We start from the raw sequence: 20,305 nt of genomic DNA, 5'->3' as shown, positions 1-20,305 counted from the left end.
TCAAAGGGAGGTTGTAAGTCATGAAGAAGATTACTACATATCTACTTCTAATTTTTGTATTAAGCACTATGTTATTTGCAGGGTGCTCTAGCCAGCCATCTGCAGGAGGAGATGCTGCTGAGAGTGATACAATCAAGATTGGATGGATAGGTTCTCTTACTGGGGATCAAGCTGTATGGGGAACTTGTGAATTCGATACCTTAAAAATGGTAGTTGAAGACGCAAATGCAGCAGGTGGATTATTAGGAAAGCAAATTGAAGTAATAGGTTATGATACTAGGGGAGATGCAACTGAAGCAGTTAATGCTGTTAAAAGACTTACTTCTCAAGACAAAGTTGTTGCAATACTTGGACCTAATGCTAGTGGACAAGCTATATCAATTTCAGGAGTATTAGAGCAAATGAAAGTAGCGAATATAGCTACAGTTGCAACAAATCCAAAAGTTACAGTAAATGATGACGGAAGCGTAAAACCATACAATTTTAGAGTTTGCTTTATCGACCCATATCAAGGAGCAGTAGCAGCAGGATATGCAGCCGATAAATTAAGTTTTACTAAAGCAGCTATACTATACGATGTAACAAGTGACTATTCTCAAGGACTTACTGAATTCTTCGAGAAAACGTTTACAGAAAAAGGTGGAACTATAGTAGCTAAAGAAGGATTTAAAGCTGGAGACGTTGATTTTAGAGCACAGCTTAGTAAAATCAAAGAAGCTCAGCCAGAAGTAATTTTCATGCCTTATTATTATAAAGAAGTTGCTCTTAGCGCAAACCAAGCTAGAGAGCTAGGAATTACATCAGTATTAATGGGTGGAGATGGCTGGCCATCAGATCAGCTTATAGAAATGGCTAGCGATGCTATCGAAGGAAGCTTCGTAGTTAACCATCTTGACTTTAATGACCCAGATGTAAAACCTTTCCAAGAACAATACAAAGCTAAATATAATAAAAATCTTGAGCTTAATGGTTATTTAGTGCATGATGCATTTAAGCTATTTGAGCAGGCTGTAAAAGATGCTAATTCAACTGATTCAGATGCTATAGCAAAAGCTTTATCAACTGCAAAAGTAGAAGGTATCACTGGTAAAATCAATATAAGTCCAGAAACTCATAACCCTGAAGGTAAAGAAGCTGCAATAATTAAAATTACTAGCGGAAACTATGAATTCCAAGAAAAATATGCGGCTGAATAAATCGCTCTAGATTTTTAAATAAGAATCTCGCTTAGTAAGTGATATAAAAATTACTGTTAAGCTACGAGAACCTTGTTTTAACTAAAACAATGGCAAAGTCTTCTTTACATATTAAAGAAGACTTTGCTATTTAATCTATAAGAGTGACCTAATATGAAATACGAAAGGGGTTAATTCGATGATTGGATTCATACAGCAGATGATTAACGGCTTATCCATTGGAAGTGTTTATGCACTTATGGCAGTTGGGTACTCACTGGTTTACAGTATTATGAACTTTTCTAACTTTGCCCACGGCGGCGTAATAATGATAGGCTCATACATAGGATTTTTTTGTATTTCCTTACTAAATTTTAGTTTCCCAGTTGCATTCGTAACTGCGGCTCTTGGCTCTGGGATACTTGCAATAATAGTTGAAAGAGTGGCTTATAATCCACTGAGGAAAAGAAATGCACCGTTTTTATACTTTATAATATCAGCAATGGGTGCATCTATATTTTTAGAAAATATTGTAGTAGCGACGATTGGGCCTACTTTTAGAACCTATCCACCAGTGTTTTCTGCTACTCCGATTCAAATTGGAGCACTGACAATAGGAAGGCTAGATGTTCTTATGTTTGTCATCTCGGCTATAAGCTTGAGTATATTAGTATATATAATAGAGAAAACTAAAATAGGACTAGCTATTAGAGCGACATCATACAGTTCCAAAGGGAGTACTCTTATGGGAGTAAATGTCGACAAGGTAATATTTACTATATTCTTACTTGGTGGAATACTAGCGGGGATAGCAGGTGTACTTTTTGGCATGAAATACACAGTATATCCTCAAATCGGCGCAATAACTATGAAATCTTTTATAGCGGCTGTATTTGGAGGACTAGGAAGTTTGCAAGGCGCAGTTATAGGTTCTATTTTATTAGGAATTATCGAAACGCTTACATCGGGATATATATCCTCACAATATAGAGATTTGATAGCTTTTGCACTACTTATTGCTGTTTTAATTATCAGACCTACTGGAATCATGGGTAAATCTAACGAGGATAAGGCATAAGGAGGGATAGATATGGATATGTATTATGTGCAAGGGATACTAATACTGGCTGGAATAAATCTCTTAACAGTGCTAGGTTTATCTCTTCTTACAGGATTTACAGGGCTTTTTTCTTTTGGACATGCAGGTTTTATGGCTATAGGAGCATATATGACTACAATGATGACTGTCAAGCTTGGGCTTCCGTTTATTCCTGCGTTACTAGTTGGAGGTCTTTCAGCAGCGCTTATAAGCTTAGTAATAGGAAAATTCACGCTTAATCTAAAAGGAGATTATTTCTGTATAGCAACTCTGGGTTTTGGAGAAGCCATTAGACTTATACTTGATAATATTCAATATTTCGGAGGCTCTAGAGGTTGGGCAGGTATTCCATTATACACAACCTTTTGGAACGTAATGATTATAGATGTTGTTGCAATTATTGTGATGGTATTTATAATAAATTCCAGACATGGTAGAAATATGAAAGCCATAAGAGAGGAAGAGCTTGCATCTCAGATAGTGGGTATAGATGTATTTAGATATAAGATGACATCACTGGGAATTAGTGCATTATATGCAGGAGTTGCTGGAGGAATGCTAGCACATTACCTTGGATATCTACAACCCCTTATGTTCCAAATGGTTAAATCAACAGAGCTTACAATTATAGTGATTTTTGGTGGACTTGGAAGTATTACAGGAAGCGTTATTGGAGCTATCCTTCTTACTGCACTTCCAGAGATACTTAGAGACTTCTACCAGTGGAGACTTGTAATTTATGGATTAGCTGTTATTGCTATCATGATAAGTAGACCTAGAGGGCTTATGGGAGGAAAAGAGCTTAATTTCAAATTTATCAAAAAATTATTCAATAAGGAAAAAGAGGTGAATATTTAATGAGCGAGATGCTAACATTAAAAAATGTCACCAAAAAATTTGGAGGACTAACGGCAGTAGGTGGAGTGGATTTTAGCATTAAAAAAGGTGAGATATTTGGACTGATAGGTCCTAATGGAGCTGGTAAAACTACCATTTTCAATCTTATTACTGGAATATATGGACTTACAGAAGGCGATGTTTTATTTGAAGGAAAGTCAATTAGTGGATTAAAGCCATTTCAAATAGCAAATACAGGAATAACAAGAACGTTCCAAAACATAAGATTATTTAAGAATTTAACTACCTATGAAAATGTTTTAATTGCTTGTCACAAGTCAGCTAGTTATGGGCTTTTAGACAGTGTTTTTAGAACGAGGAAGTTTAAGAATGAAGAAAAGCTACTTGCAAAAAAAGCTGAAGATTTAATGGAGCTTATGGGACTTACTCAGCATAAAAATATGCTAGCATCAAATCTTCCCTATGGACTTCAAAGAAGATTGGAAATTGCAAGAGCGCTCGCTCTTAATCCAAAACTCATTCTACTTGATGAGCCAGCAGCAGGAATGAACCCCGAGGAAACTCTTAGACTTATGGAGCTTATAAGAGAAATAAGAGATAAGCTCGATGTGACTGTTTTAGTAATAGAGCATCATATGGACCTTATTATGGGTGTTTGTGACAGGATATTTGTACTAAACTTCGGTCTTCCTTTAGCACAGGGCTCTCCTAAAGAAATCCAAGATGATAAAAATGTAATCGAAGCTTATCTTGGAAAGGAGGACGAATAGATGCTACAAATAAAAAATCTAAATGTATATTATGGTGGAATACACGCCCTAAGAGGAGTGTCTATTGATGTAAAAGAAGGCGATGTTGTATCTATAATAGGTTCTAATGGTGCAGGAAAATCAACTCTTCTTAATTGTATCAGTGGGATAGTTAAGCCTAAGGAGGGAGAGATACTTTACAAGGGGCTACCCCTAGCCAAGGCTCCTCATAAAATAGTTGAATCTGGGATATGCCAAGTTCCTGAAGGCAGAATAATATTTGCAAATCTCACTGTAAAAGAGAATTTATATATGGGAGCCTTTCTTAGAAAAGACAAGGATAAGATTGAAGAAGATTTGAAAGGCATATTTAAGCTTTTTCCAAGACTTGATGAGAGGATTAATCAGGTTGCAGGAACTCTTTCAGGCGGAGAACAGCAGATGCTTGCCATGGGTAGAGGCATAATGAGCAATCCAAATCTTGTGCTTTTAGATGAGCCATCACTAGGCCTTGCTCCACTTTTTATTAAAACTATATTTGAAATAGTTGAAGAAATTCAAAAGATGGGAAAAACAATTCTACTCGTAGAGCAAAATGCTTATAAAGCTCTTTCGGTAGCAAACAAAGCTTATATTTTGGAGCAGGGAGTTGTTACCTTGGAGGGCAATGCAAAAGATTTACTAAAAGATGAGAGAATCCAAGAAGCTTATTTAGGAAAAAAACATTAGAATCTATATTAATATGAAAGAATATATTTATGAAGCAATGAATTCAAATAATAAATAGTGACTTTAAATATAAAAAACTTGGATATTTTTTTAAATTAAGGTATAATTAATAGGTTAAGAAAGTGAAAAAATCTGTGTTTTAAACAGATTTTTTTACTTTCAAAAATTAGAATAATAATTATGGATTATTCTGAAAAATCTAGCTGAAAAAAACTTCTAAAAAACTTTAAAAATAAACAAAAAAAGCTTGCATTAGCTATGATGCTGATATACAATATAGTAGTGTGTTTTTTAAGGAATGCGATGATGTAGAAGGTTGCTAAGCATTGCTTGGGTAATTTCTACGGAGTATGCAACATCTAGAATGGGGCGACGAGACGCTGAAAGGCTGTTTTTTTTAAACACACTTTAGAAACACCCGGAACAGTTTTCAGAGGTCGAGTCGTACGATAATCGTACGATAGGAGGTAAAAAAATGTCAAAAAATCAAAAGATCAGAATCAGACTGAAATCTTACGATCACAGAATCCTAGATATGTCAGCTGAGAAAATTGTAGAGACGGCTAAAGGGACAGGAGCATCTGTTTCAGGACCAATTCCGCTACCTACAGAGAAACAAATTATCACAATCTTAAGAGCGGTTCACAAATACAAAGACTCTAGAGAGCAGTTCGAAATCAGAACTCACAAGAGACTTATCGATATTAGTAACCCAAGCTCTAAGACAGTTGATTCTCTAATGAGACTAGACCTGCCAGCAGGCGTAGACATAGAAATCAAACTGTAAAATGCACAAAGAAGTTAAGGTATTTTAAATAGATAGATACCTTATCTTAGTATGATTGCTCAGCAATCCGCTGTAAGATTAATGGAGGTGTACTTATGAAAGCAGTACTAGGAAGAAAGTTAGGGATGACTCAAGTTTTTGCTGAAGATGGAAGATTAGTTCCAGTAACAGTAATTGAGGCAGGACCTATGGTAGTAACACAAATCAAGAACAAAGAAACTGATGGCTATGAAGCTGTTCAGGTTGCTTTTGGAGAAGTTAAAGAAAAGAGAGTTAACAAACCTCTTAGAGGACACTTTGCAAAAGCAGGAGTAGGCTTTAAAAAATTCGTAAGAGAATTTAAAGTTGAAGATTTATCAGCTTATTCTTTAGCTCAAGAAATCAAAGTAGATGTATTTGAAGCTGGAGAGAAAGTAGACGCTATAGGAACTTCAAAAGGTAAGGGATTCCAAGGGCCTATAAAAAGACATAATCAAAGTAGAGGACCTATGACTCACGGTTCTAGATATCACAGAGGACCTGGTTCAATGGGAGCTGCTTCTGATCCATCAAGAGTTTTCAAAGGTAAAAAACTTGCTGGACACATGGGAGCTGAAAGAGTAACTATTCAAAATCTTGAAGTAGTTAAAGTAGATGTAGAAAAAAATCTTATCCTTATTAAAGGTGCTGTTCCAGGACCGAAAAAAGGCCTAGTAGTAATTAAAAAGGCTATAAAAGGTTAATCGATAGATAGGAAAGGAGGAACACAAAAATGCCTAAAGTTGATGTATTGAATATAAACGGACAAAAGGTTGAAGAACTTGAGCTTTCAGAAAGCATTTTCGCTGCTGAAATCAGTGAATATGCTGTATACGAAGTAATTAAGAATCACCTTGCAAATAGAAGACAAGGAACTCAGTCAGCTAAGACTAGAGCCGAAGTAAGAGGCGGAGGAAGAAAGCCTTGGAGACAAAAAGGAACTGGTAGAGCTAGACAAGGTAGTACAAGATCTCCACAATGGATTGGTGGAGGAGTAGTATTCGCACCAAAGCCTAGAGATTACAGCTACAGTGTAAACAAGAAAGTTAGAAGACTTGCTCTTAAGAGTGTTTTAACTACTAAGGTTAACGAAGGAAACTTAATCGTTCTTGATGCTTTAGAAATGAATGCTCCTAAAACTAAGGACTTCATAGCTATGTTATCTGCAGTAAACGCTGGTAAAAAAGCACTTGTAGTAACAGCTGAGAATTCTCCAAATGTTGTTAAATCAGGAAGAAACATTCCGGGAGTAGATATTACTTTTGTGAACACTCTAAATGTATATGACATTATGAGACATGATTCACTAATAATTACTAAAGAAGCAGTTAGAAAAACAGAGGAGGTGTACGCATAATGCTAGCGCATGATATCATAATTAAACCGATTATCACAGAGCAAAGTATGGCAGCATCAGCAGAGAAGAAGTACACTTTCGTTGTTGCCAAAACTGCTAACAAAACTCAAATCAAACAAGCTGTAGAACAAATTTTTTCTGTTAAAGTAGCAAAAGTTAACACTTTAAACTACGATGGAAAAACTAAAAGAATGGGAAAATATGTAGGGAAAACTTCTTCTTATAAAAAAGCAGTTGTTACTCTAACACCAGCGAGCAAAGAAATTGAATTCTTTGGAGTATAAGTAAAAAGGAGGGAAATTAAATGGCTATTAAAAAATACAAACCGATTACTCCGAGCTTAAGACACATGACTGTACTTAAGTCAGATGAAATCACTAAGCATGAGCCAGAGAAATCTCTTCTTGCTACTCTTAAGAAGAATGCAGGAAGAAATTCTCAAGGATCAATAACTGTTCGTCATAGAGGCGGCGGAGCAAAGAGAAAATACAGAATCATAGATTTCAAAAGAGACAAGGATCAAATACCTGCAAAGGTAGCTGGAATCGAATATGATCCAAATAGATCTGCAAATATTGCACTACTTCACTACGTAGATGGAGAAAAAAGATATATCTTAGCTCCAAACGGATTAAAAGTAGGAGATGTAATATTCTCTGGAGAAGGTTCAGATATCAAAGTAGGTAACTGCTTAAAGCTTAAGGATATGCCAGTTGGTACATTAGTACACAACATCGAGCTTAAAGAAGGAAAAGGCGGACAAATGGTAAGATCTGCTGGAACTTCTGCACAGCTTATGGCTAAAGAAGGCAAAAACGCTCTTCTTAGATTACCTTCAGGTGAAACAAGATACGTAAACATCAATTGTAAAGCTACAATTGGACAAGTTGGAAATCTTGATCACGAGAACGTAACTATCGGTAAAGCTGGAAGAAAAAGACATATGGGAATCAGACCTACAGTAAGAGGTTCTGTTATGAACCCTAATGACCATCCACACGGTGGAGGAGAAGGTAGATCTCCAATAGGAAGACCATCTCCAGTAACTCCATGGGGTAAGCCAGCACTTGGATACAAGACAAGAAAGAAGAAAAAAGCTTCTAATAAAATGATTGTTTCTAAGAGAAAGAAATAGTAAGCCTTGAAAGGAGGATTTCATAGATGGGAAGATCAGCTAAAAAAGGGCCTTTCGTACATGAAGGACTTTTAAAGAAAGTACAAGAAATGAACAAAAATAACGATAAAACTGTTATAAAAGTATGGTCTAGATCGTCAACAATATTCCCTGAATTTGTAGGACATACTATAGCTGTACATGATGGCAGAAAGCACGTGCCAGTATATGTTACTGAAGATATGGTTGGACATAAACTAGGAGAATTCGTTCCTACTAGAACATTCAAGGGACATAAAGACGACGATAGAACAAGTAAAAGAAAATAATTCCTTGATTATGGAAGGAGATGAATAATAGATGGAAGCTAAAGCGATAGCTAAATATGTAAGAACTTCTCCGCGTAAAGCTGGACAAATTTGCTCTTTAGTTAGAGGCAAAAATGTAGACGAAGCACTTGCAATATTAAAATACATGCCGCAAAAAAGCGCGGGTATCATTGCTAAGGTTGTAAAATCAGCTGCTGCAAATGCGGAAAACAATATGAATATGGACCCTAAAAAACTCTATGTTTCTGAAGTTTACGCAAACCAAGGACCAACGCTTAAGAGATTTATGCCAAGAGCTCAAGGTAGAGCAACTGGAATAAGAAAAAGAACAAGTCATATTGGCGTTGTTGTAAGAGAAAGATAATAGTAGATAGGAGGGAAAAGAATGGGTCAAAAAGTAAACCCACATGGACTTAGAGTCGGTATTAATAAAGACTGGGATTCAAAATGGTTTGCAAATAAAGGAGACTTCGCAGCTTTTTTACAGGAAGATTTTAAAATCAGAAAAGTATTAAAGAAGAAGCTTTATTTGTCAGGCGTTCCTAAAATAGAAATCGAAAGATCAGGAAATAAAGTGAAATTAAACATCTTTACTGCTAAACCAGGAATGGTTATAGGAAAAGGTGGACAAGGCATCGAAGAAATCAAAAACGAAGTTGAAAAAATGACTGGTAAACAAGCTTTTGTTAATATTCTTGAGGTTAAAAGACCAGAAATTGATTCTCAACTAGTAGCTGAAAATATAGCACTTGCACTTGAAAGACGTGTTGCTTTTAGAAGAGCTATGAAACAAGCTATGCAAAGAGCTATGAGATCTGGAGCTAAAGGTATCAAGGTTTCTACATCAGGAAGACTTGGTGGAGCAGAGATGGCTAGAACTGAAGGATATTCAGAAGGAAACGTGCCACTTCATACACTTAGAGCAGACATCGATTATGGATTTGCAGAAGCAGATACTACTTACGGAAAACTAGGCGTTAAGGTTTGGATTTGTAAAGGAGAAATTCTTCCTACAAGAAAAGGACCAAAAAGAGAATTAGACTCAGTTATGCCTAAAGAAGAGAAGAAAAAACCAAGAAGAAGAGATGACGGATTTAATAGAAGAAATGATAGAGGACAAGGCGGTCAAGGAGACAGAAGAAATTCTCAAAGAACCCCAAGACCTTCTAGTAATTAGTCCTAATTAGAGGAAGGAGGAAAAAATATGTTAATGCCAAAAAGAGTTAAGCGTCGTAGAGTTCATAGAGGCAGTATGGCAGGTAAAGCTCAAAAAGGTAATACCATAACATACGGTGATTATGGCCTAGTGGCACTTGAGCCAGCTTGGATCACATCGAATCAAATAGAAGCAGCCCGTATCGCTATTAACAGATCAGTAAGAAGAGGCGGTAAGGTATGGATAAAAATATTCCCTCATAAGCCTGTAACACAAAAACCGGCTGAAACTCGTATGGGTGCTGGTAAAGGTTCACCTGAGTACTGGGTAGCAGTAGTAAAGCCTGGTAGAGTAATGTTTGAAATGTCAGGGGTATCAGAGGAAAGAGCAAGAGAAGCTATGAGACTAGCTATGCACAAATTACCTATTAAATGTAAATTTGTGAAGCGTGAGGAAACAGAAGTAAAGGGTGGTGAAGCTGATGAAAGCTAAAGAGTTAAGAGATATGACTGTTATTGAACTTGGATCTAAACTCAACGAACTTAAAGGTGAACTCTTTAACCTTCGTTTCCAGTTGGCTACAGGACAGCTAGACAATCCAGTGAAATTAAGATTTATAAGAAAAGATATTGCACGTGTTAAGACCATCCTTAACGAAAAACAAAAGGCTAACGCATAAGCCTTTGGGAAAGGAGGATATAAATGAAAAGAGAAACAACTAGAAAAACAAGAATTGGATATGTTACTTCAGACAAAATGGATAAGACTGTTGTAGTATCTATAGTAGAACTAGTACGTCATCCTCTATATGGAAAAGCAGTTAAGAAAACTGTTAAGTATAAAGCTCATGACGAGGAAAATACATGCAAAATAGGTGACAGAGTCAAAATAATGGAGACTCGTCCTCTTTCAAAAGATAAAAGATGGAGAATTGTGGAAGTAGTAGAAAGAGCTGCTGAATAATTCGAATTAGCAGAGAGGAGGTATTATAATGATACAACAAGAAACACGACTTAAGGTTGCTGACAACTCTGGAGCTAAGGAGATTCTTTGCATTAGAGTACTTGGCGGATCTAAGAGAAAGTCAGGAAACATCGGAGACGTTATCGTTGCTTCAGTTAAAAGTGCAACACCAGGCGGAGTTGTTAAAAAAGGTAAAGTAGTAAAGGCGGTTATAGTACGCTCAAAGCAAGGACTTAGAAGAAAAGATGGTAGCTACATCAAATTTGATGAGAACGCTGCAGTAATTATAAAAGATGATAAAACTCCAACAGGAACACGTATATTTGGACCTGTAGCAAGAGAGCTTAGAGATAAGCAGTTCATGAAGATCGTTTCCCTTGCACCAGAAGTTCTATAATCAAGGAGGTGTCATAAGAGTGCGTATTAAAAGTGGAGATACCGTAGTAGTAATAAGCGGAAAAGATAAAGGTAAAAAAGGTAAAGTGCTAGAAGTTATCACTTCAAAAGATAAAGTTCTTGTAGAAGGCGTTAACGTAGCTACTAAACACCAAAAACCAAACCAAAAAAACCCTCAGGGTGGAATTATACACATAGAACAACCTATTCATGTATCTAACGTAATGCTTTTCGATGCTAAAGCTGGAAAAGGTGTTAGAGTTGGAATGAAGAAATTAGAAAACGGAGATAAAGTTCGTATATCTAAGAAATCAGGAGAGCAAATATAATATAGTTTGAAAGGAGGCAGAATCACGTGGCTTCAAGACTAAAAGTTAAATACGATCAAGAGATCATAAAAGCACTTATGGAAAAATTCAACTACAGCAATGTAATGGAAGTTCCTAAGCTTGAAAAAGTAATAATCAACATGGGTATCGGTGAGGCGAAAGACAACGCTAAAATACTTGACGTTGCTATAGCTGAACTTGAAAAGATAGCTGGACAAAAAGCAGTTACAACAAAATCAAGAAAATCTGTTGCTAACTTCAAGATAAGAGAAGGAATGCCAATCGGAGCAAAAGTTACTCTTAGAGGAGATAATATGTATTACTTCGTTGATAAACTAGTAAACATATCACTTCCAAGGGTACGTGACTTTAGAGGTGTAAGTAAAGATGCTTTCGACGGAAGAGGAAACTATGCGCTTGGAATTAAAGAGCAACTTATTTTCCCAGAAATCGAATATGATAAAGTAGATAAGGTTAGAGGTATGGATATCATATTTGTAACAACTGCAAAAACCGACGAAGAAGCAAGAGAGCTACTTAGACTAATCGGAATGCCTTTTGCAAAGTAAAAAGGAGGGAAAATCGTGGCAAAAAAAGCAATGATCCTTAAGCAACAAAAAAAGCAAAAGTACCAAACTAGAGAATACACAAGATGCAATCTATGCGGTAGACCTCATGCGGTACTAAGAAAATTCGGAATTTGCCGTATATGCTTTAGAGAATTAGCATACAAAGGCCAAATACCAGGAGTAAGAAAAGCTTCTTGGTAATACATGGAAGGAGGTAAAAGATCATGACAATGACAGATCCAATTGCAGATATGCTAACACGTGTAAGAAACGCAAGCTCGGTACAACACGATACAGTTGACATACCTGCTTCAAATATAAAAAAGGAAATTGCCAGAATTCTTTTAGAAGAAGGATACATCAAAGGTTACGACGTAATCGAAGATGGTAAGCAAGGACTTATTAGAATGCAGCTTAAGTATGGCAAAAATGGTGAGAAAGTTATTACTGGAATAAAGAAAATTTCTAAGCCAGGTATGAGAGTATACGCTGATAGAAACAATGTTCCAAAAGTACTTAACGGTATTGGAATATCAGTAATATCTACTTCAAAAGGAATTGTAACAGATAAGCAAGCTAGAGAGCTTGGCGTAGGTGGAGAAGTAATCTGCTACGTATGGTAAACTTATGCAAAGGAGGTGCCTAAATGTCAAGAATAGGACGTAAACCTATAACCGTTCCAAGCGGTGTAGAAGTTAAAATAGATGATAAAAACCTAGTTACAGTTAAAGGACCTAAGGGAACATTAACTGAGCAAATTTCAAAAGATCTTAAGATTGAACTTAATGAAGGTGAGCTAGTTGTTACTAGACCTACTGACAATAAGAAGCATAGATCATTACATGGTCTTTCTAGAACACTTATTGACAACATGATAATAGGCGTAACAGAAGGATACTCAAAGAAACTTGAAATAGTTGGAGTTGGATACAGAGCTGCTAAGCAAGGAAAGAAACTAGTACTTAGCTTAGGATTCTCACACCCAGTTGAAATGGAAGATCCAGATGGCATTGAAGTTGAAGTTCCGTCTCAAACAGAGATTTTAATCAAAGGAATCAACAAGCAATTAGTTGGTAACTATGCTGCTAAAGTAAGAGCATGGAGAGAGCCAGAGCCATACAAAGGCAAAGGAATCCGTTACTCTGGAGAATATGTAAGACGTAAAGAAGGTAAGACAGGTAAGAAATAAAGGAAAGGAGTGAAGAAAGTTGTTCAAGAAGGTAGATAAAAACGCAAACCGTATTGCTAGACACAAGAGAGTGCGTAAAACGGTAAAGGGAACTCCTGAAAGACCAAGACTTAACGTGTACAGAAGTACTAATAATATTTATGTACAAATCGTTGATGATATAAACAGAATTACCCTTGTATCCGCTTCTACGATTGATAAAGAATTAAAAGGAACTCTTTCAAGCACAAGCAACAAAGACGCTGCTAAAAAAGTTGGAGAGCTTGCTGCAAAAAGAGCTTTAGAAAAAGGAATCGATACTGTCGTATTTGACAGAGGAGGATATATTTATCACGGAAGAATTCAAGAGCTTGCAGAAGCCGCAAGAGAAGCTGGATTGAAATTCTAAAAAAGGAGGGGATAAGATGCTTAAAAAGCCAATAGATGCTAGACAACTAGATATCGAAGAAAAAGTTATTGACATAAGAAGAGTAACAAAAGTTGTTAAAGGTGGTAGAAACTTTAGATTTGCTGCGCTTGTAGTTGTTGGAGACAGAAACGGACACGTAGGGATCGGTACTGGAAAAGCTATGGAAGTACCTGAGGCTATTCGTAAGGCAGTGGAAGACGCTAAGAAGAACCTTATCACAGTTCCTATAGTTGGAACTACTGTACCTCACAGAATCCAAGGAAGATACGGAGCAGGAAATGTTCTTATCATGCCAGCTAAAGAAGGTACTGGAGTTATCGCAGGTGGACCTGTTCGTGACGTGTTAGAGCTAGCTGGTCTTAAAGACGTTAGATCTAAATCACTAGGAACAAACAATGCGAGAAACGTTGTTAACGCAACAATGCAAGGTCTTGCTTCACTTAGAAAAATCGAAGACGTAGCAACCCTAAGAGGTAAAAAAGTAGAAGATCTTTTAGGTTAGGAGGCGAAAGAAATGGCAAAACTAAAAATAACGCTTGTAAAAAGTGTAATAGCTACAAAGCCAAATCAGAGAAAAACTGTAACAGCTCTTGGACTTACTAAGAGAGAGCAAACAGTAGAAAAGCCTGATAACGCTCAAATCAGAGGTATGATTGAAGTAGTAAAACATCTTGTGAAAGTAGAAGAAGCTTAAGCAAAAGGAGGTGCAAGGAATGAAACTACACGAGTTAAAACCAGCTAAAGGCGCAGTTAGAGCTAAGAGAAGAATCGGTAGAGGTACTGCGACTGGTCAAGGTAAAACTGCAGGTAGAGGACAAGACGGTCAATGGTCACGTTCAGGTGGAGGAGTTAGACCTGGATTTGAGGGTGGACAGATGCCTCTATATAGAAGACTTCCTAAAAGAGGATTTAATAACTTCGAATTCGAAGCTAGATATACAATCTTAAATGTAGATAAGTTAAATGCCTTTGAAGATGGAACTGAAGTTACACCAGAGCTTTTAAAAGAGACTGGAATCATCAGAAAAATCGAAAAAGATGGCGTTAAGATACTAGGAAATGGCAGCATAGAAAAGAAACTTACAATCAAAGCAAATAAGTTCACAAAATCAGCTGCAGAGAAGATAGAAGCCGCTGGAGGAAAGGCCGAGGTGATCTAATGTTTAAGACACTTCAAAATGCTCTTAAGATACCGGATTTAAGAAAAAAATTGGTATTTACCTTTTTAATGCTGGTAGTATTTAGAATAGGTACAGCAATTCCTGTTCCAGGAATAAACGTCGATGTAATAAAACAAATGATTTCTCAACAGGCAGGCATACTATCTTTTTATGATATCGTAGCTGGAGGAGCATTTAGTAATTTTACGATCTTTGCGCTGAGCATCACGCCGTACATTACATCATCGATAGTAATTCAACTTTTGACAGTTGCTATACCTGCACTTGAAGACATGCAGAAATCTGGTGAAGAGGGAAGAAAGAAAATTCTTCAGTACACTAGATATCTTACAGTAGTATTAGCACTTATTCAGGCTACTGCTATTGGAATTGGATTCTTTAACAGTGCCCTTGTTTCGGATTCTATACTTAGTAAAATAAGCGTAGTTTTAACTCTTACAGCAGGAACAGCATTTTTGATGTGGCTTGGAGAGCAAATTACCGAAAAAGGCATTGGAAACGGAATTTCACTTTTAATCTTCGCTGGTATTGTATCTAGAATACCACAGGCTACTGTTCAAACTTTTGAACTTGTAAAGTCTGGAGAGCTTAATTTTATTCAAGTAGGTGTATTTTTAATAATCTCTGTAGCTATAATAGTAGGTGTTATCCTAGTGCTTCAGGGAGTTAGAAAAATACCTGTTCAATATGCAAAAAGAGTTGTAGGAAGAAAAACTTACGGAGGTCAATCAACGCACATCCCTCTAAAAGTAAATCAAGCTGGAGTAATACCTGTAATCTTTGCAGTATCTCTACTTGCATTCCCACAGACTCTAGGTATATTTATAAAAAATCCTGAGTATCAGGCATTTGTCTCAAAATGGTTCACAGCAAGTGGAAACCCAGGAATCTATGTATATACACTTATGGAATTCCTACTAGTAGTATTCTTCACATATTTCTATATATCAATTACGTTTAAACCTGACGAAGTTGCAGAAAATATGAAAAACTCAAATGGATTCATTCCAGGAATAAGACCAGGAAAATCTACAGAGGAATATTTAGCAAGAGTACTTAACAGATTGACACTTGCAGGAGCAGTTTTCTTAGCATTAATAGCTTCCCTACCAACTATCATTTATGCGGCAACTAACATACCGTTTAGATTTGGCGGAACATCATTACTGATTGTTGTCGGTGTTGCTATTGAAACAATGAAGCAAATTGAAGCGCAAATGGTAATGAGACATTATCAAGGCTTTTTAAAATAAACTCCAATGATCGGAGCATTCCTAGGAGATGAAAAGATGAGATTAATACTTTTAGGACCTCCAGGGGCTGGAAAAGGTACACAAGCTTCTGGGATCGTAGATAGATACAAAGTGCCTCATATTTCTACTGGTGATATCTTTAGAAAAAACATTAAAGAAAACACTGAGCTTGGAAGAAAAGCTAAAGAATATATGGATAAAGGATTACTTGTACCAGATGAACTTGTAGTAGCGATTGTTGAAGATAGACTAAAAGAAGCTGATGCAAGTGAAGGCTTCTTACTAGATGGATTCCCAAGAACAGAAAACCAAGCTCAGGCTTTGGATACTGCTCTTGAAAAAATGGATACCAAGCTAGATAAAGTAATCAATATAGAAGTTGATAAAAGTATACTTGTAGGCAGAGCTGTAGGAAGAAGAATTTGTAAAAACTGTGGAGCTACTTACCACATAGAATTCAATAAGCCTAAGCAAGAAGGAATCTGCGACTTATGTCAAGGTGAACTTTTCCAAAGATCTGACGACACTGAAGAAACAGTATCAAAGAGAATTGAAGTATATCTAAATGAAACACAACCTCTTATTGACTACTACACGAAAAAAGATATCTTAGTGACTATTGACGGTCAGCAGGATATAAATAAGGTGCTTGAGGATATAGTAAGTGCCTTGGGAAGTGAAAAATAAATGATTATTATAAAATCAAAACATGAAGTTGAGCTATTAAGAGATGCTGGAAAAATAGTTGCTGAAACTCATGAAATCATAAGAGATGCGATTAAAGAAGGCATTAGCACTTATGAGCTAGATCAAATAGCAGAAAAAAATATAACCAAGTATAATGCGATTCCTTCTTTTAAAGGATATGGTGGATTTTCTGGAAGCATCTGCGCTTCATTAAATGAAGTTGTAGTTCACGGAATACCATCAAAAGATATCATACTGAAAAATGGTGACATTATAAGTATTGATATTGGAGCATTTTATAAAGGCTATCATGGAGATGCTGCAAAAACACATCCTGTTGGCGAGATATCTGAAAATGATAAACTTTTGATAGATGTAACCAGACAAAGCTTTTATGAAGGAATCAAACATGCTGTAGTGGGGAATAGACTATCGGATATTTCACATGCTATTGAGGTATATGCTACGCGTTATGGATTTTCTATAGTTAAAGACTTTGTTGGACATGGTGTTGGAAAAGAGCTACATGAAGAGCCTCAGATTCCAAATTACGGCCCAGCTGGTAGAGGTCCTAGACTTCAAGAAGGCATGGTGTTGGCGATAGAACCCATGGTAAATCAAGGAACCTATAAGGTTAAAGTGTTAGGTGACGGTTGGACTGCAGTGACGCTGGATGGTAAAAAATCTGCTCACTACGAACATACCATTGCTATAACCAGTGAACAGCCACTGCTGTTAACAGCGCTATAGAGGAGGTCACGCCTTGAATGGGAAAATTCAGATAGGTCAGATAGTAAAAAGCATTTCAGGAAGAGATCAAAATAGATATTTTATAATTGTCAGCATCGTTGATGATAAGAATGTACTCATTTCTGATGGTAAGCTTAGAAAAATTCAAAATCCTAAACTTAAAAAGCTAAAGCATCTTAAATTAATGCCAGCCGTTTCAGGAGATATGGATAAAATAAATTACAAAGACCTGCAAAGCCAAAATGCTTTTATAAGAAAAGAACTTGAAAAGCTAGGATATTCTAACATAAGGGAGGTATAATATGTCCAAAAAAGACGTTATAGAATTGGAAGGTACGATAATTGACGCACTTCCTAATGCTATGTTTAAAGTTAAACTAGAAAATGATCATGAAATTATAGCTCATATTTCAGGAAAATTAAGAATGCACTTCATAAGAATACTTCCTGGAGACAAGGTAACTGTTGAACTTTCTCCCTATGATCTTACTAAAGGGAGAATTACTTGGCGAAAGAAGTAGCCTAAGGAGGGATTAAGATGAAAGTAAGGCCATCTGTTAAGCCTATTTGCGAAAAATGCAAAATAATTAAAAGAAAAGGCAAAGTAATGGTTATCTGCGAAAATCCTAAACATAAGCAAAAACAAGGTTAGGATTTGTTTACAGAATACATCATTATTTGATATAATACAATTTTGGGATAATGTAAAACATATCCGACGTCCAAATGTAAAAATAGGAGGTGTAAATACATGGCTCGTATCGCCGGTGTAGACTTACCAAGAGAAAAAAGAGTAATAATTGGTCTGACATATATATTCGGAATAGGAAAGAATACTTCTGCTCAAATCTTATCAGCAACTGGTATTAACGAAAATACTAGAATCAAAGATTTAACAGAGGAAGAAGTTAACCTATTAAGAAAAGAGATCGATAATTATAACGTAGAGGGAGATTTACGTAGAGAGATTTCTTTAAACATTAAGAGACTTAGAGATATCAGATGCTACAGAGGTATCAGACATATGAAGGGACTTCCAGTTAGAGGTCAAAAGACTAAAACTAACGCAAGAACTAGAAAAGGTCCTAAGAGAACTGTTGGTCGTAAGAAGAAGAAATAAAGTCTCTATTTAAAAAGTAAGGAGGGAAAATAATGGCTAAGCCAAAGAAAAAAGTGACGCGTGTAAAAAGAAGAGAACGTAAAAACATAGAAAAAGGCCACGCACATATTCAGTCAACTTTTAACAATACTATTATTACATTGACTGATGTTCACGGAAATGCTCTTTCTTGGGCAAGTGCAGGACAGCTTGGATTCAAAGGCTCAAGAAAATCTACTCCATTTGCCGCTCAAATGGCAGCAGAAACAGCAACTAAGGGTGCTATGGAGCATGGACTAAGATCTGTAGAAGTATTTGTAAAAGGACCTGGAGCAGGAAGAGAAGCAGCTATCCGTGCGCTTCAAGCAGCAGGATTAGATGTGACAATGATTAAAGACGTTACTCCAATTCCTCACAACGGATGCAGACCGCCAAAAAGAAGAAGAGTTTAATTTAAGGAGGTGTCATATAAGTGGCAAGATATACTGATTCATCATGCAGACTTTGCCGTAGAGAAGGAATGAAGCTATTCCTTAAAGGTGACAGATGCTATACAGATAAATGTGCATTTGCTAAAAGAGCATATGCTCCTGGACAACATGGTCAAGGAAGAAAGAAAGTTTCTAACTACGGAGAGCAATTAAGAGAAAAGCAAAAAGTTAAAAGAATATATGGAGTTTTAGAGACTCAGTTCAGATTAACTTTTGAGCGTGCAGAAAAAATGCAAGGTATGGCGGGTGAAAACCTACTTAACCTTTTAGAAAGAAGATTAGACAACGTAGTATATAGAATGGGACTAGCTGCTTCTAGAAAAGAAGCTAGACAATTAGTAAGACATGGACATTTTAATCTTAATGGACACAAAGCTAATATTCCTTCTATGACAATCAGCGTTGGAGATGTTATAACAGTAAAAGAAACTTCAAGATCATCTGTAAAAATTAAGTCATTAGTTGAAAACTCTACAAGAGTAGCTCCTAAGTGGCTTGATGTAAATCTTGAGTCGATGAGTGCTAAAATGGTTGCAAATCCTACAAGAGAAGATATTGACCTTGAAGTAGCAGAACATCTAATCGTAGAGCTTTACTCTAAGTAACCGCACCTAAGATTAGTACCCTCGGTGATCTTTTTAAATTATTTTACAAGGAGGGTTTATTAGTGATAGAAATCGAAAAGCCAAGTATAGAAGTGTTGGAGCTTAAAGAAAACTATGGTAAATTCGCTTTAGAACCATTGGAAAGAGGATTCGGTATAACTGTAGGAAACTCACTAAGAAGAGTACTTTTGTCCTCTCTTCCTGGTGTTGCCGTTACATCTATTAAAGTAGATGGCGTACTACACGAATTTTCTACGATTCCTGGTGTGAAAGAGGATGTTACTGAACTCATATTAACTCTAAAAGAGCTTTCTATGAAAATGGATTCTGATGGAGCTAGAACTTTAAAAATAGAGCATACTGGTGAAGGTGTAATAACAGCTGGAGATATTATTTGTCCACCAGATGTTGAAATTCTAAACAAAGATTTACATATAGCTACGCTTTCTGAGGATGCTAAGCTATACATGGAAATCAATGTAGATAAAGGCAGAGGCTATGTTTCTGCTGAGAATAACAAATCTGATGATATGCCAATTGGAGTAATCCCAGTAGATTCTATATATACACCTGTTCATAAAGTAAGCTATTTGACTGAAAATACAAGAGTAGGTACTAGAACTGATTTTGAAAGATTAGTTTTAGAAGTTTGGACAGATGGAAGTATAGGAGCTCAAGAGGGTGTTTCCTTAGGAGCAAAAATACTAGTTGAGCATCTAAACCTATTTATCGATCTTACTGACCATTTAGGCGAAGTTGAGCTTATGGTTGAAAAAGAAGAAGATAAAAAAGAAAAAGCTCTTGAAATGACAATAGAAGAACTTGACTTATCTGTTAGATCATACAATTGCCTTAAGCGTGCTGGTATCAACACGGTTGAAGAATTAACTGAGAAAACAGAAGATGATATGATGAAAGTTAGAAACCTAGGAAAGAAATCCCTAGAAGAAGTTATTCAAAAGCTAGAAGAGCTTGGATTCAGCCTTAAGCCAAGTGAAGACTAGGGAAAAGGA

The 20,305-nt window shown here is 36.4% G+C and carries 36 protein-coding genes; all 36 read left to right on the top strand.

Annotated elements, in window-relative coordinates; all coding sequences use genetic code 11:
* Nucleotides 1-20: 20 nt before the first annotated feature.
* Nucleotides 21-1,196 carry an ABC transporter substrate-binding protein gene (locus tag B5X47_RS12445; protein WP_079590525.1) on the top strand — a complete coding sequence of 392 codons (1,176 nt, stop codon included), beginning with the start codon at nucleotides 21-23 and terminating at the stop codon, nucleotides 1,194-1,196.
* 178 nt (nucleotides 1,197-1,374) lie between these two features.
* Entirely contained in the window at nucleotides 1,375-2,253 is an 879-nt protein-coding gene (locus B5X47_RS12440; RefSeq protein WP_079590522.1) for a branched-chain amino acid ABC transporter permease, read from the top strand.
* 12 nt (nucleotides 2,254-2,265) lie between these two features.
* The gene (locus B5X47_RS12435) at nucleotides 2,266-3,132 is read left to right on the top strand and encodes a branched-chain amino acid ABC transporter permease (protein WP_079590520.1); all 867 of its coding nucleotides are present in this window, start codon (nucleotides 2,266-2,268) and stop codon (nucleotides 3,130-3,132) included.
* Nucleotides 3,132-3,902: an ABC transporter ATP-binding protein gene (locus tag B5X47_RS12430; protein WP_013362413.1), complete on the top strand. Its 771-nt coding sequence runs from the start codon at nucleotides 3,132-3,134 to the stop codon at nucleotides 3,900-3,902. Before B5X47_RS12435 ends, B5X47_RS12430 begins: the two co-directional genes overlap by 1 nt.
* Entirely contained in the window at nucleotides 3,903-4,610 is a 708-nt protein-coding gene (locus tag B5X47_RS12425) for an ABC transporter ATP-binding protein (protein ID WP_079590518.1), read from the top strand.
* Nucleotides 4,611-5,085: 475 nt separating this feature from the next.
* Nucleotides 5,086-5,397, top strand: a complete 312-nt coding sequence (gene rpsJ / locus B5X47_RS12420; protein ID WP_013362411.1) for a 30S ribosomal protein S10 — start codon at nucleotides 5,086-5,088, stop codon at nucleotides 5,395-5,397.
* Between the two features lie 95 nt (nucleotides 5,398-5,492).
* Nucleotides 5,493-6,119, top strand: coding sequence for a 50S ribosomal protein L3 (rplC, locus tag B5X47_RS12415; RefSeq protein ID WP_013362410.1), 627 nt, complete (start codon nucleotides 5,493-5,495; stop codon nucleotides 6,117-6,119).
* Nucleotides 6,120-6,148: 29 nt separating this feature from the next.
* Nucleotides 6,149-6,772 carry a 50S ribosomal protein L4 gene (gene rplD / locus B5X47_RS12410; RefSeq protein ID WP_079590517.1) on the top strand — a complete coding sequence of 208 codons (624 nt, stop codon included), beginning with the start codon at nucleotides 6,149-6,151 and terminating at the stop codon, nucleotides 6,770-6,772.
* A complete protein-coding gene (rplW, locus tag B5X47_RS12405; RefSeq protein ID WP_013362408.1) occupies nucleotides 6,772-7,056 on the top strand; it encodes a 50S ribosomal protein L23 in 285 nt (94 codons plus the stop codon). Before rplD ends, rplW begins: the two co-directional genes overlap by 1 nt.
* A gap of 20 nt (nucleotides 7,057-7,076) precedes the next feature.
* Nucleotides 7,077-7,907, top strand: coding sequence for a 50S ribosomal protein L2 (gene rplB, locus B5X47_RS12400; protein ID WP_079590515.1), 831 nt, complete (start codon nucleotides 7,077-7,079; stop codon nucleotides 7,905-7,907).
* Between the two features lie 26 nt (nucleotides 7,908-7,933).
* A complete protein-coding gene (gene rpsS, locus B5X47_RS12395; protein ID WP_013362406.1) occupies nucleotides 7,934-8,215 on the top strand; it encodes a 30S ribosomal protein S19 in 282 nt (93 codons plus the stop codon).
* Between the two features lie 31 nt (nucleotides 8,216-8,246).
* Entirely contained in the window at nucleotides 8,247-8,579 is a 333-nt protein-coding gene (rplV, locus tag B5X47_RS12390) for a 50S ribosomal protein L22 (RefSeq protein WP_079590513.1), read from the top strand.
* Nucleotides 8,580-8,600: 21 nt separating this feature from the next.
* On the top strand, nucleotides 8,601-9,392 hold the full coding sequence (gene rpsC, locus B5X47_RS12385; RefSeq protein ID WP_079590511.1) for a 30S ribosomal protein S3: 792 nt from the start codon (nucleotides 8,601-8,603) through the stop codon (nucleotides 9,390-9,392).
* Between the two features lie 27 nt (nucleotides 9,393-9,419).
* The gene (gene rplP, locus B5X47_RS12380) at nucleotides 9,420-9,863 is read left to right on the top strand and encodes a 50S ribosomal protein L16 (RefSeq protein WP_013362403.1); all 444 of its coding nucleotides are present in this window, start codon (nucleotides 9,420-9,422) and stop codon (nucleotides 9,861-9,863) included.
* Nucleotides 9,853-10,050, top strand: a complete 198-nt coding sequence (gene rpmC / locus B5X47_RS12375) for a 50S ribosomal protein L29 (protein WP_013362402.1) — start codon at nucleotides 9,853-9,855, stop codon at nucleotides 10,048-10,050. Before rplP ends, rpmC begins: the two co-directional genes overlap by 11 nt.
* Nucleotides 10,051-10,073: 23 nt before the next feature.
* Nucleotides 10,074-10,334 carry a 30S ribosomal protein S17 gene (gene rpsQ / locus B5X47_RS12370; RefSeq protein ID WP_079590509.1) on the top strand — a complete coding sequence of 87 codons (261 nt, stop codon included), beginning with the start codon at nucleotides 10,074-10,076 and terminating at the stop codon, nucleotides 10,332-10,334.
* A 28-nt stretch (nucleotides 10,335-10,362) separates the two neighbouring features.
* A complete protein-coding gene (gene rplN, locus B5X47_RS12365) occupies nucleotides 10,363-10,731 on the top strand; it encodes a 50S ribosomal protein L14 (protein WP_079590507.1) in 369 nt (122 codons plus the stop codon).
* A 19-nt stretch (nucleotides 10,732-10,750) separates the two neighbouring features.
* A complete protein-coding gene (rplX, locus tag B5X47_RS12360) occupies nucleotides 10,751-11,059 on the top strand; it encodes a 50S ribosomal protein L24 (RefSeq protein WP_013362399.1) in 309 nt (102 codons plus the stop codon).
* Nucleotides 11,060-11,085: 26 nt separating this feature from the next.
* On the top strand, nucleotides 11,086-11,628 hold the full coding sequence (rplE, locus tag B5X47_RS12355; protein WP_079590505.1) for a 50S ribosomal protein L5: 543 nt from the start codon (nucleotides 11,086-11,088) through the stop codon (nucleotides 11,626-11,628).
* A 15-nt stretch (nucleotides 11,629-11,643) separates the two neighbouring features.
* Nucleotides 11,644-11,829 carry a type Z 30S ribosomal protein S14 gene (locus B5X47_RS12350; RefSeq protein WP_013362397.1) on the top strand — a complete coding sequence of 62 codons (186 nt, stop codon included), beginning with the start codon at nucleotides 11,644-11,646 and terminating at the stop codon, nucleotides 11,827-11,829.
* A 23-nt stretch (nucleotides 11,830-11,852) separates the two neighbouring features.
* A complete protein-coding gene (gene rpsH, locus B5X47_RS12345; protein WP_013362396.1) occupies nucleotides 11,853-12,251 on the top strand; it encodes a 30S ribosomal protein S8 in 399 nt (132 codons plus the stop codon).
* 23 nt (nucleotides 12,252-12,274) lie between these two features.
* Nucleotides 12,275-12,817, top strand: a complete 543-nt coding sequence (gene rplF / locus B5X47_RS12340) for a 50S ribosomal protein L6 (protein ID WP_013362395.1) — start codon at nucleotides 12,275-12,277, stop codon at nucleotides 12,815-12,817.
* Between the two features lie 19 nt (nucleotides 12,818-12,836).
* Nucleotides 12,837-13,205: a 50S ribosomal protein L18 gene (gene rplR, locus B5X47_RS12335; protein WP_079590503.1), complete on the top strand. Its 369-nt coding sequence runs from the start codon at nucleotides 12,837-12,839 to the stop codon at nucleotides 13,203-13,205.
* Nucleotides 13,206-13,221: 16 nt separating this feature from the next.
* Nucleotides 13,222-13,728 (top strand): 30S ribosomal protein S5, encoded by a 507-nt coding sequence (gene rpsE / locus B5X47_RS12330; RefSeq protein WP_013362393.1) that lies wholly within the window; start codon nucleotides 13,222-13,224, stop codon nucleotides 13,726-13,728.
* Nucleotides 13,729-13,740: 12 nt separating this feature from the next.
* Complete coding sequence (rpmD, locus tag B5X47_RS12325) at nucleotides 13,741-13,920, top strand: 50S ribosomal protein L30 (RefSeq protein ID WP_013362392.1); 180 nt, start codon at nucleotides 13,741-13,743, stop codon at nucleotides 13,918-13,920.
* Between the two features lie 19 nt (nucleotides 13,921-13,939).
* Nucleotides 13,940-14,386, top strand: a complete 447-nt coding sequence (gene rplO / locus B5X47_RS12320) for a 50S ribosomal protein L15 (RefSeq protein WP_013362391.1) — start codon at nucleotides 13,940-13,942, stop codon at nucleotides 14,384-14,386.
* A complete protein-coding gene (gene secY, locus B5X47_RS12315; RefSeq protein ID WP_079590501.1) occupies nucleotides 14,386-15,660 on the top strand; it encodes a preprotein translocase subunit SecY in 1,275 nt (424 codons plus the stop codon). The genes rplO and secY overlap by 1 nt, the downstream gene beginning before the upstream one ends.
* Before the next feature lie 36 nt (nucleotides 15,661-15,696).
* Entirely contained in the window at nucleotides 15,697-16,347 is a 651-nt protein-coding gene (locus tag B5X47_RS12310) for an adenylate kinase (RefSeq protein ID WP_041487204.1), read from the top strand.
* Nucleotides 16,348-17,097 (top strand): type I methionyl aminopeptidase, encoded by a 750-nt coding sequence (map, locus tag B5X47_RS12305; RefSeq protein ID WP_079590499.1) that lies wholly within the window; start codon nucleotides 16,348-16,350, stop codon nucleotides 17,095-17,097.
* 13 nt (nucleotides 17,098-17,110) lie between these two features.
* Nucleotides 17,111-17,398: a KOW domain-containing RNA-binding protein gene (locus tag B5X47_RS12300; protein WP_013362387.1), complete on the top strand. Its 288-nt coding sequence runs from the start codon at nucleotides 17,111-17,113 to the stop codon at nucleotides 17,396-17,398.
* A gap of 1 nt (nucleotide 17,399) precedes the next feature.
* Entirely contained in the window at nucleotides 17,400-17,618 is a 219-nt protein-coding gene (gene infA / locus B5X47_RS12295) for a translation initiation factor IF-1 (protein WP_013362386.1), read from the top strand.
* A gap of 17 nt (nucleotides 17,619-17,635) precedes the next feature.
* Nucleotides 17,636-17,749 carry a 50S ribosomal protein L36 gene (rpmJ, locus tag B5X47_RS12290; protein ID WP_008516283.1) on the top strand — a complete coding sequence of 38 codons (114 nt, stop codon included), beginning with the start codon at nucleotides 17,636-17,638 and terminating at the stop codon, nucleotides 17,747-17,749.
* 99 nt (nucleotides 17,750-17,848) lie between these two features.
* Entirely contained in the window at nucleotides 17,849-18,217 is a 369-nt protein-coding gene (rpsM, locus tag B5X47_RS12285) for a 30S ribosomal protein S13 (protein ID WP_079590497.1), read from the top strand.
* Between the two features lie 32 nt (nucleotides 18,218-18,249).
* Nucleotides 18,250-18,648 carry a 30S ribosomal protein S11 gene (gene rpsK / locus B5X47_RS12280; RefSeq protein WP_079590495.1) on the top strand — a complete coding sequence of 133 codons (399 nt, stop codon included), beginning with the start codon at nucleotides 18,250-18,252 and terminating at the stop codon, nucleotides 18,646-18,648.
* A 20-nt stretch (nucleotides 18,649-18,668) separates the two neighbouring features.
* Nucleotides 18,669-19,292: a 30S ribosomal protein S4 gene (rpsD, locus tag B5X47_RS12275; RefSeq protein WP_079590493.1), complete on the top strand. Its 624-nt coding sequence runs from the start codon at nucleotides 18,669-18,671 to the stop codon at nucleotides 19,290-19,292.
* Between the two features lie 62 nt (nucleotides 19,293-19,354).
* The gene (locus B5X47_RS12270) at nucleotides 19,355-20,296 is read left to right on the top strand and encodes a DNA-directed RNA polymerase subunit alpha (protein WP_079590491.1); all 942 of its coding nucleotides are present in this window, start codon (nucleotides 19,355-19,357) and stop codon (nucleotides 20,294-20,296) included.
* Nucleotides 20,297-20,305: the final 9 nt, after the last annotated feature.

The sequence above is a fragment of the Acetoanaerobium noterae genome (assembly GCF_900168025.1).
Lineage (GTDB): Bacteria > Bacillota > Clostridia > Peptostreptococcales > Filifactoraceae > Acetoanaerobium > Acetoanaerobium noterae.
This window is presented reverse-complemented; position numbering and strand designations above follow the sequence as displayed.

Coding starts and splice junctions, on each gene's coding strand:
- B5X47_RS12445 (WP_079590525.1), top strand. CDS start 21: ATGAAGAAGATTACTACATATCTACTTCTAATTTTTGTATTAAGCACT.
- B5X47_RS12440 (WP_079590522.1), top strand. CDS start 1,375: ATGATTGGATTCATACAGCAGATGATTAACGGCTTATCCATTGGAAGT.
- B5X47_RS12435 (WP_079590520.1), top strand. CDS start 2,266: ATGGATATGTATTATGTGCAAGGGATACTAATACTGGCTGGAATAAAT.
- B5X47_RS12430 (WP_013362413.1), top strand. CDS start 3,132: ATGAGCGAGATGCTAACATTAAAAAATGTCACCAAAAAATTTGGAGGA.
- B5X47_RS12425 (WP_079590518.1), top strand. CDS start 3,903: ATGCTACAAATAAAAAATCTAAATGTATATTATGGTGGAATACACGCC.
- rpsJ (WP_013362411.1), top strand. CDS start 5,086: ATGTCAAAAAATCAAAAGATCAGAATCAGACTGAAATCTTACGATCAC.
- rplC (WP_013362410.1), top strand. CDS start 5,493: ATGAAAGCAGTACTAGGAAGAAAGTTAGGGATGACTCAAGTTTTTGCT.
- rplD (WP_079590517.1), top strand. CDS start 6,149: ATGCCTAAAGTTGATGTATTGAATATAAACGGACAAAAGGTTGAAGAA.
- rplW (WP_013362408.1), top strand. CDS start 6,772: ATGCTAGCGCATGATATCATAATTAAACCGATTATCACAGAGCAAAGT.
- rplB (WP_079590515.1), top strand. CDS start 7,077: ATGGCTATTAAAAAATACAAACCGATTACTCCGAGCTTAAGACACATG.
- rpsS (WP_013362406.1), top strand. CDS start 7,934: ATGGGAAGATCAGCTAAAAAAGGGCCTTTCGTACATGAAGGACTTTTA.
- rplV (WP_079590513.1), top strand. CDS start 8,247: ATGGAAGCTAAAGCGATAGCTAAATATGTAAGAACTTCTCCGCGTAAA.
- rpsC (WP_079590511.1), top strand. CDS start 8,601: ATGGGTCAAAAAGTAAACCCACATGGACTTAGAGTCGGTATTAATAAA.
- rplP (WP_013362403.1), top strand. CDS start 9,420: ATGTTAATGCCAAAAAGAGTTAAGCGTCGTAGAGTTCATAGAGGCAGT.
- rpmC (WP_013362402.1), top strand. CDS start 9,853: ATGAAAGCTAAAGAGTTAAGAGATATGACTGTTATTGAACTTGGATCT.
- rpsQ (WP_079590509.1), top strand. CDS start 10,074: ATGAAAAGAGAAACAACTAGAAAAACAAGAATTGGATATGTTACTTCA.
- rplN (WP_079590507.1), top strand. CDS start 10,363: ATGATACAACAAGAAACACGACTTAAGGTTGCTGACAACTCTGGAGCT.
- rpsH (WP_013362396.1), top strand. CDS start 11,853: ATGACAATGACAGATCCAATTGCAGATATGCTAACACGTGTAAGAAAC.
- rplF (WP_013362395.1), top strand. CDS start 12,275: ATGTCAAGAATAGGACGTAAACCTATAACCGTTCCAAGCGGTGTAGAA.
- rpsE (WP_013362393.1), top strand. CDS start 13,222: ATGCTTAAAAAGCCAATAGATGCTAGACAACTAGATATCGAAGAAAAA.
- rpmD (WP_013362392.1), top strand. CDS start 13,741: ATGGCAAAACTAAAAATAACGCTTGTAAAAAGTGTAATAGCTACAAAG.
- rplO (WP_013362391.1), top strand. CDS start 13,940: ATGAAACTACACGAGTTAAAACCAGCTAAAGGCGCAGTTAGAGCTAAG.
- secY (WP_079590501.1), top strand. CDS start 14,386: ATGTTTAAGACACTTCAAAATGCTCTTAAGATACCGGATTTAAGAAAA.
- B5X47_RS12310 (WP_041487204.1), top strand. CDS start 15,697: ATGAGATTAATACTTTTAGGACCTCCAGGGGCTGGAAAAGGTACACAA.
- map (WP_079590499.1), top strand. CDS start 16,348: ATGATTATTATAAAATCAAAACATGAAGTTGAGCTATTAAGAGATGCT.
- infA (WP_013362386.1), top strand. CDS start 17,400: ATGTCCAAAAAAGACGTTATAGAATTGGAAGGTACGATAATTGACGCA.
- rpmJ (WP_008516283.1), top strand. CDS start 17,636: ATGAAAGTAAGGCCATCTGTTAAGCCTATTTGCGAAAAATGCAAAATA.
- rpsM (WP_079590497.1), top strand. CDS start 17,849: ATGGCTCGTATCGCCGGTGTAGACTTACCAAGAGAAAAAAGAGTAATA.
- rpsK (WP_079590495.1), top strand. CDS start 18,250: ATGGCTAAGCCAAAGAAAAAAGTGACGCGTGTAAAAAGAAGAGAACGT.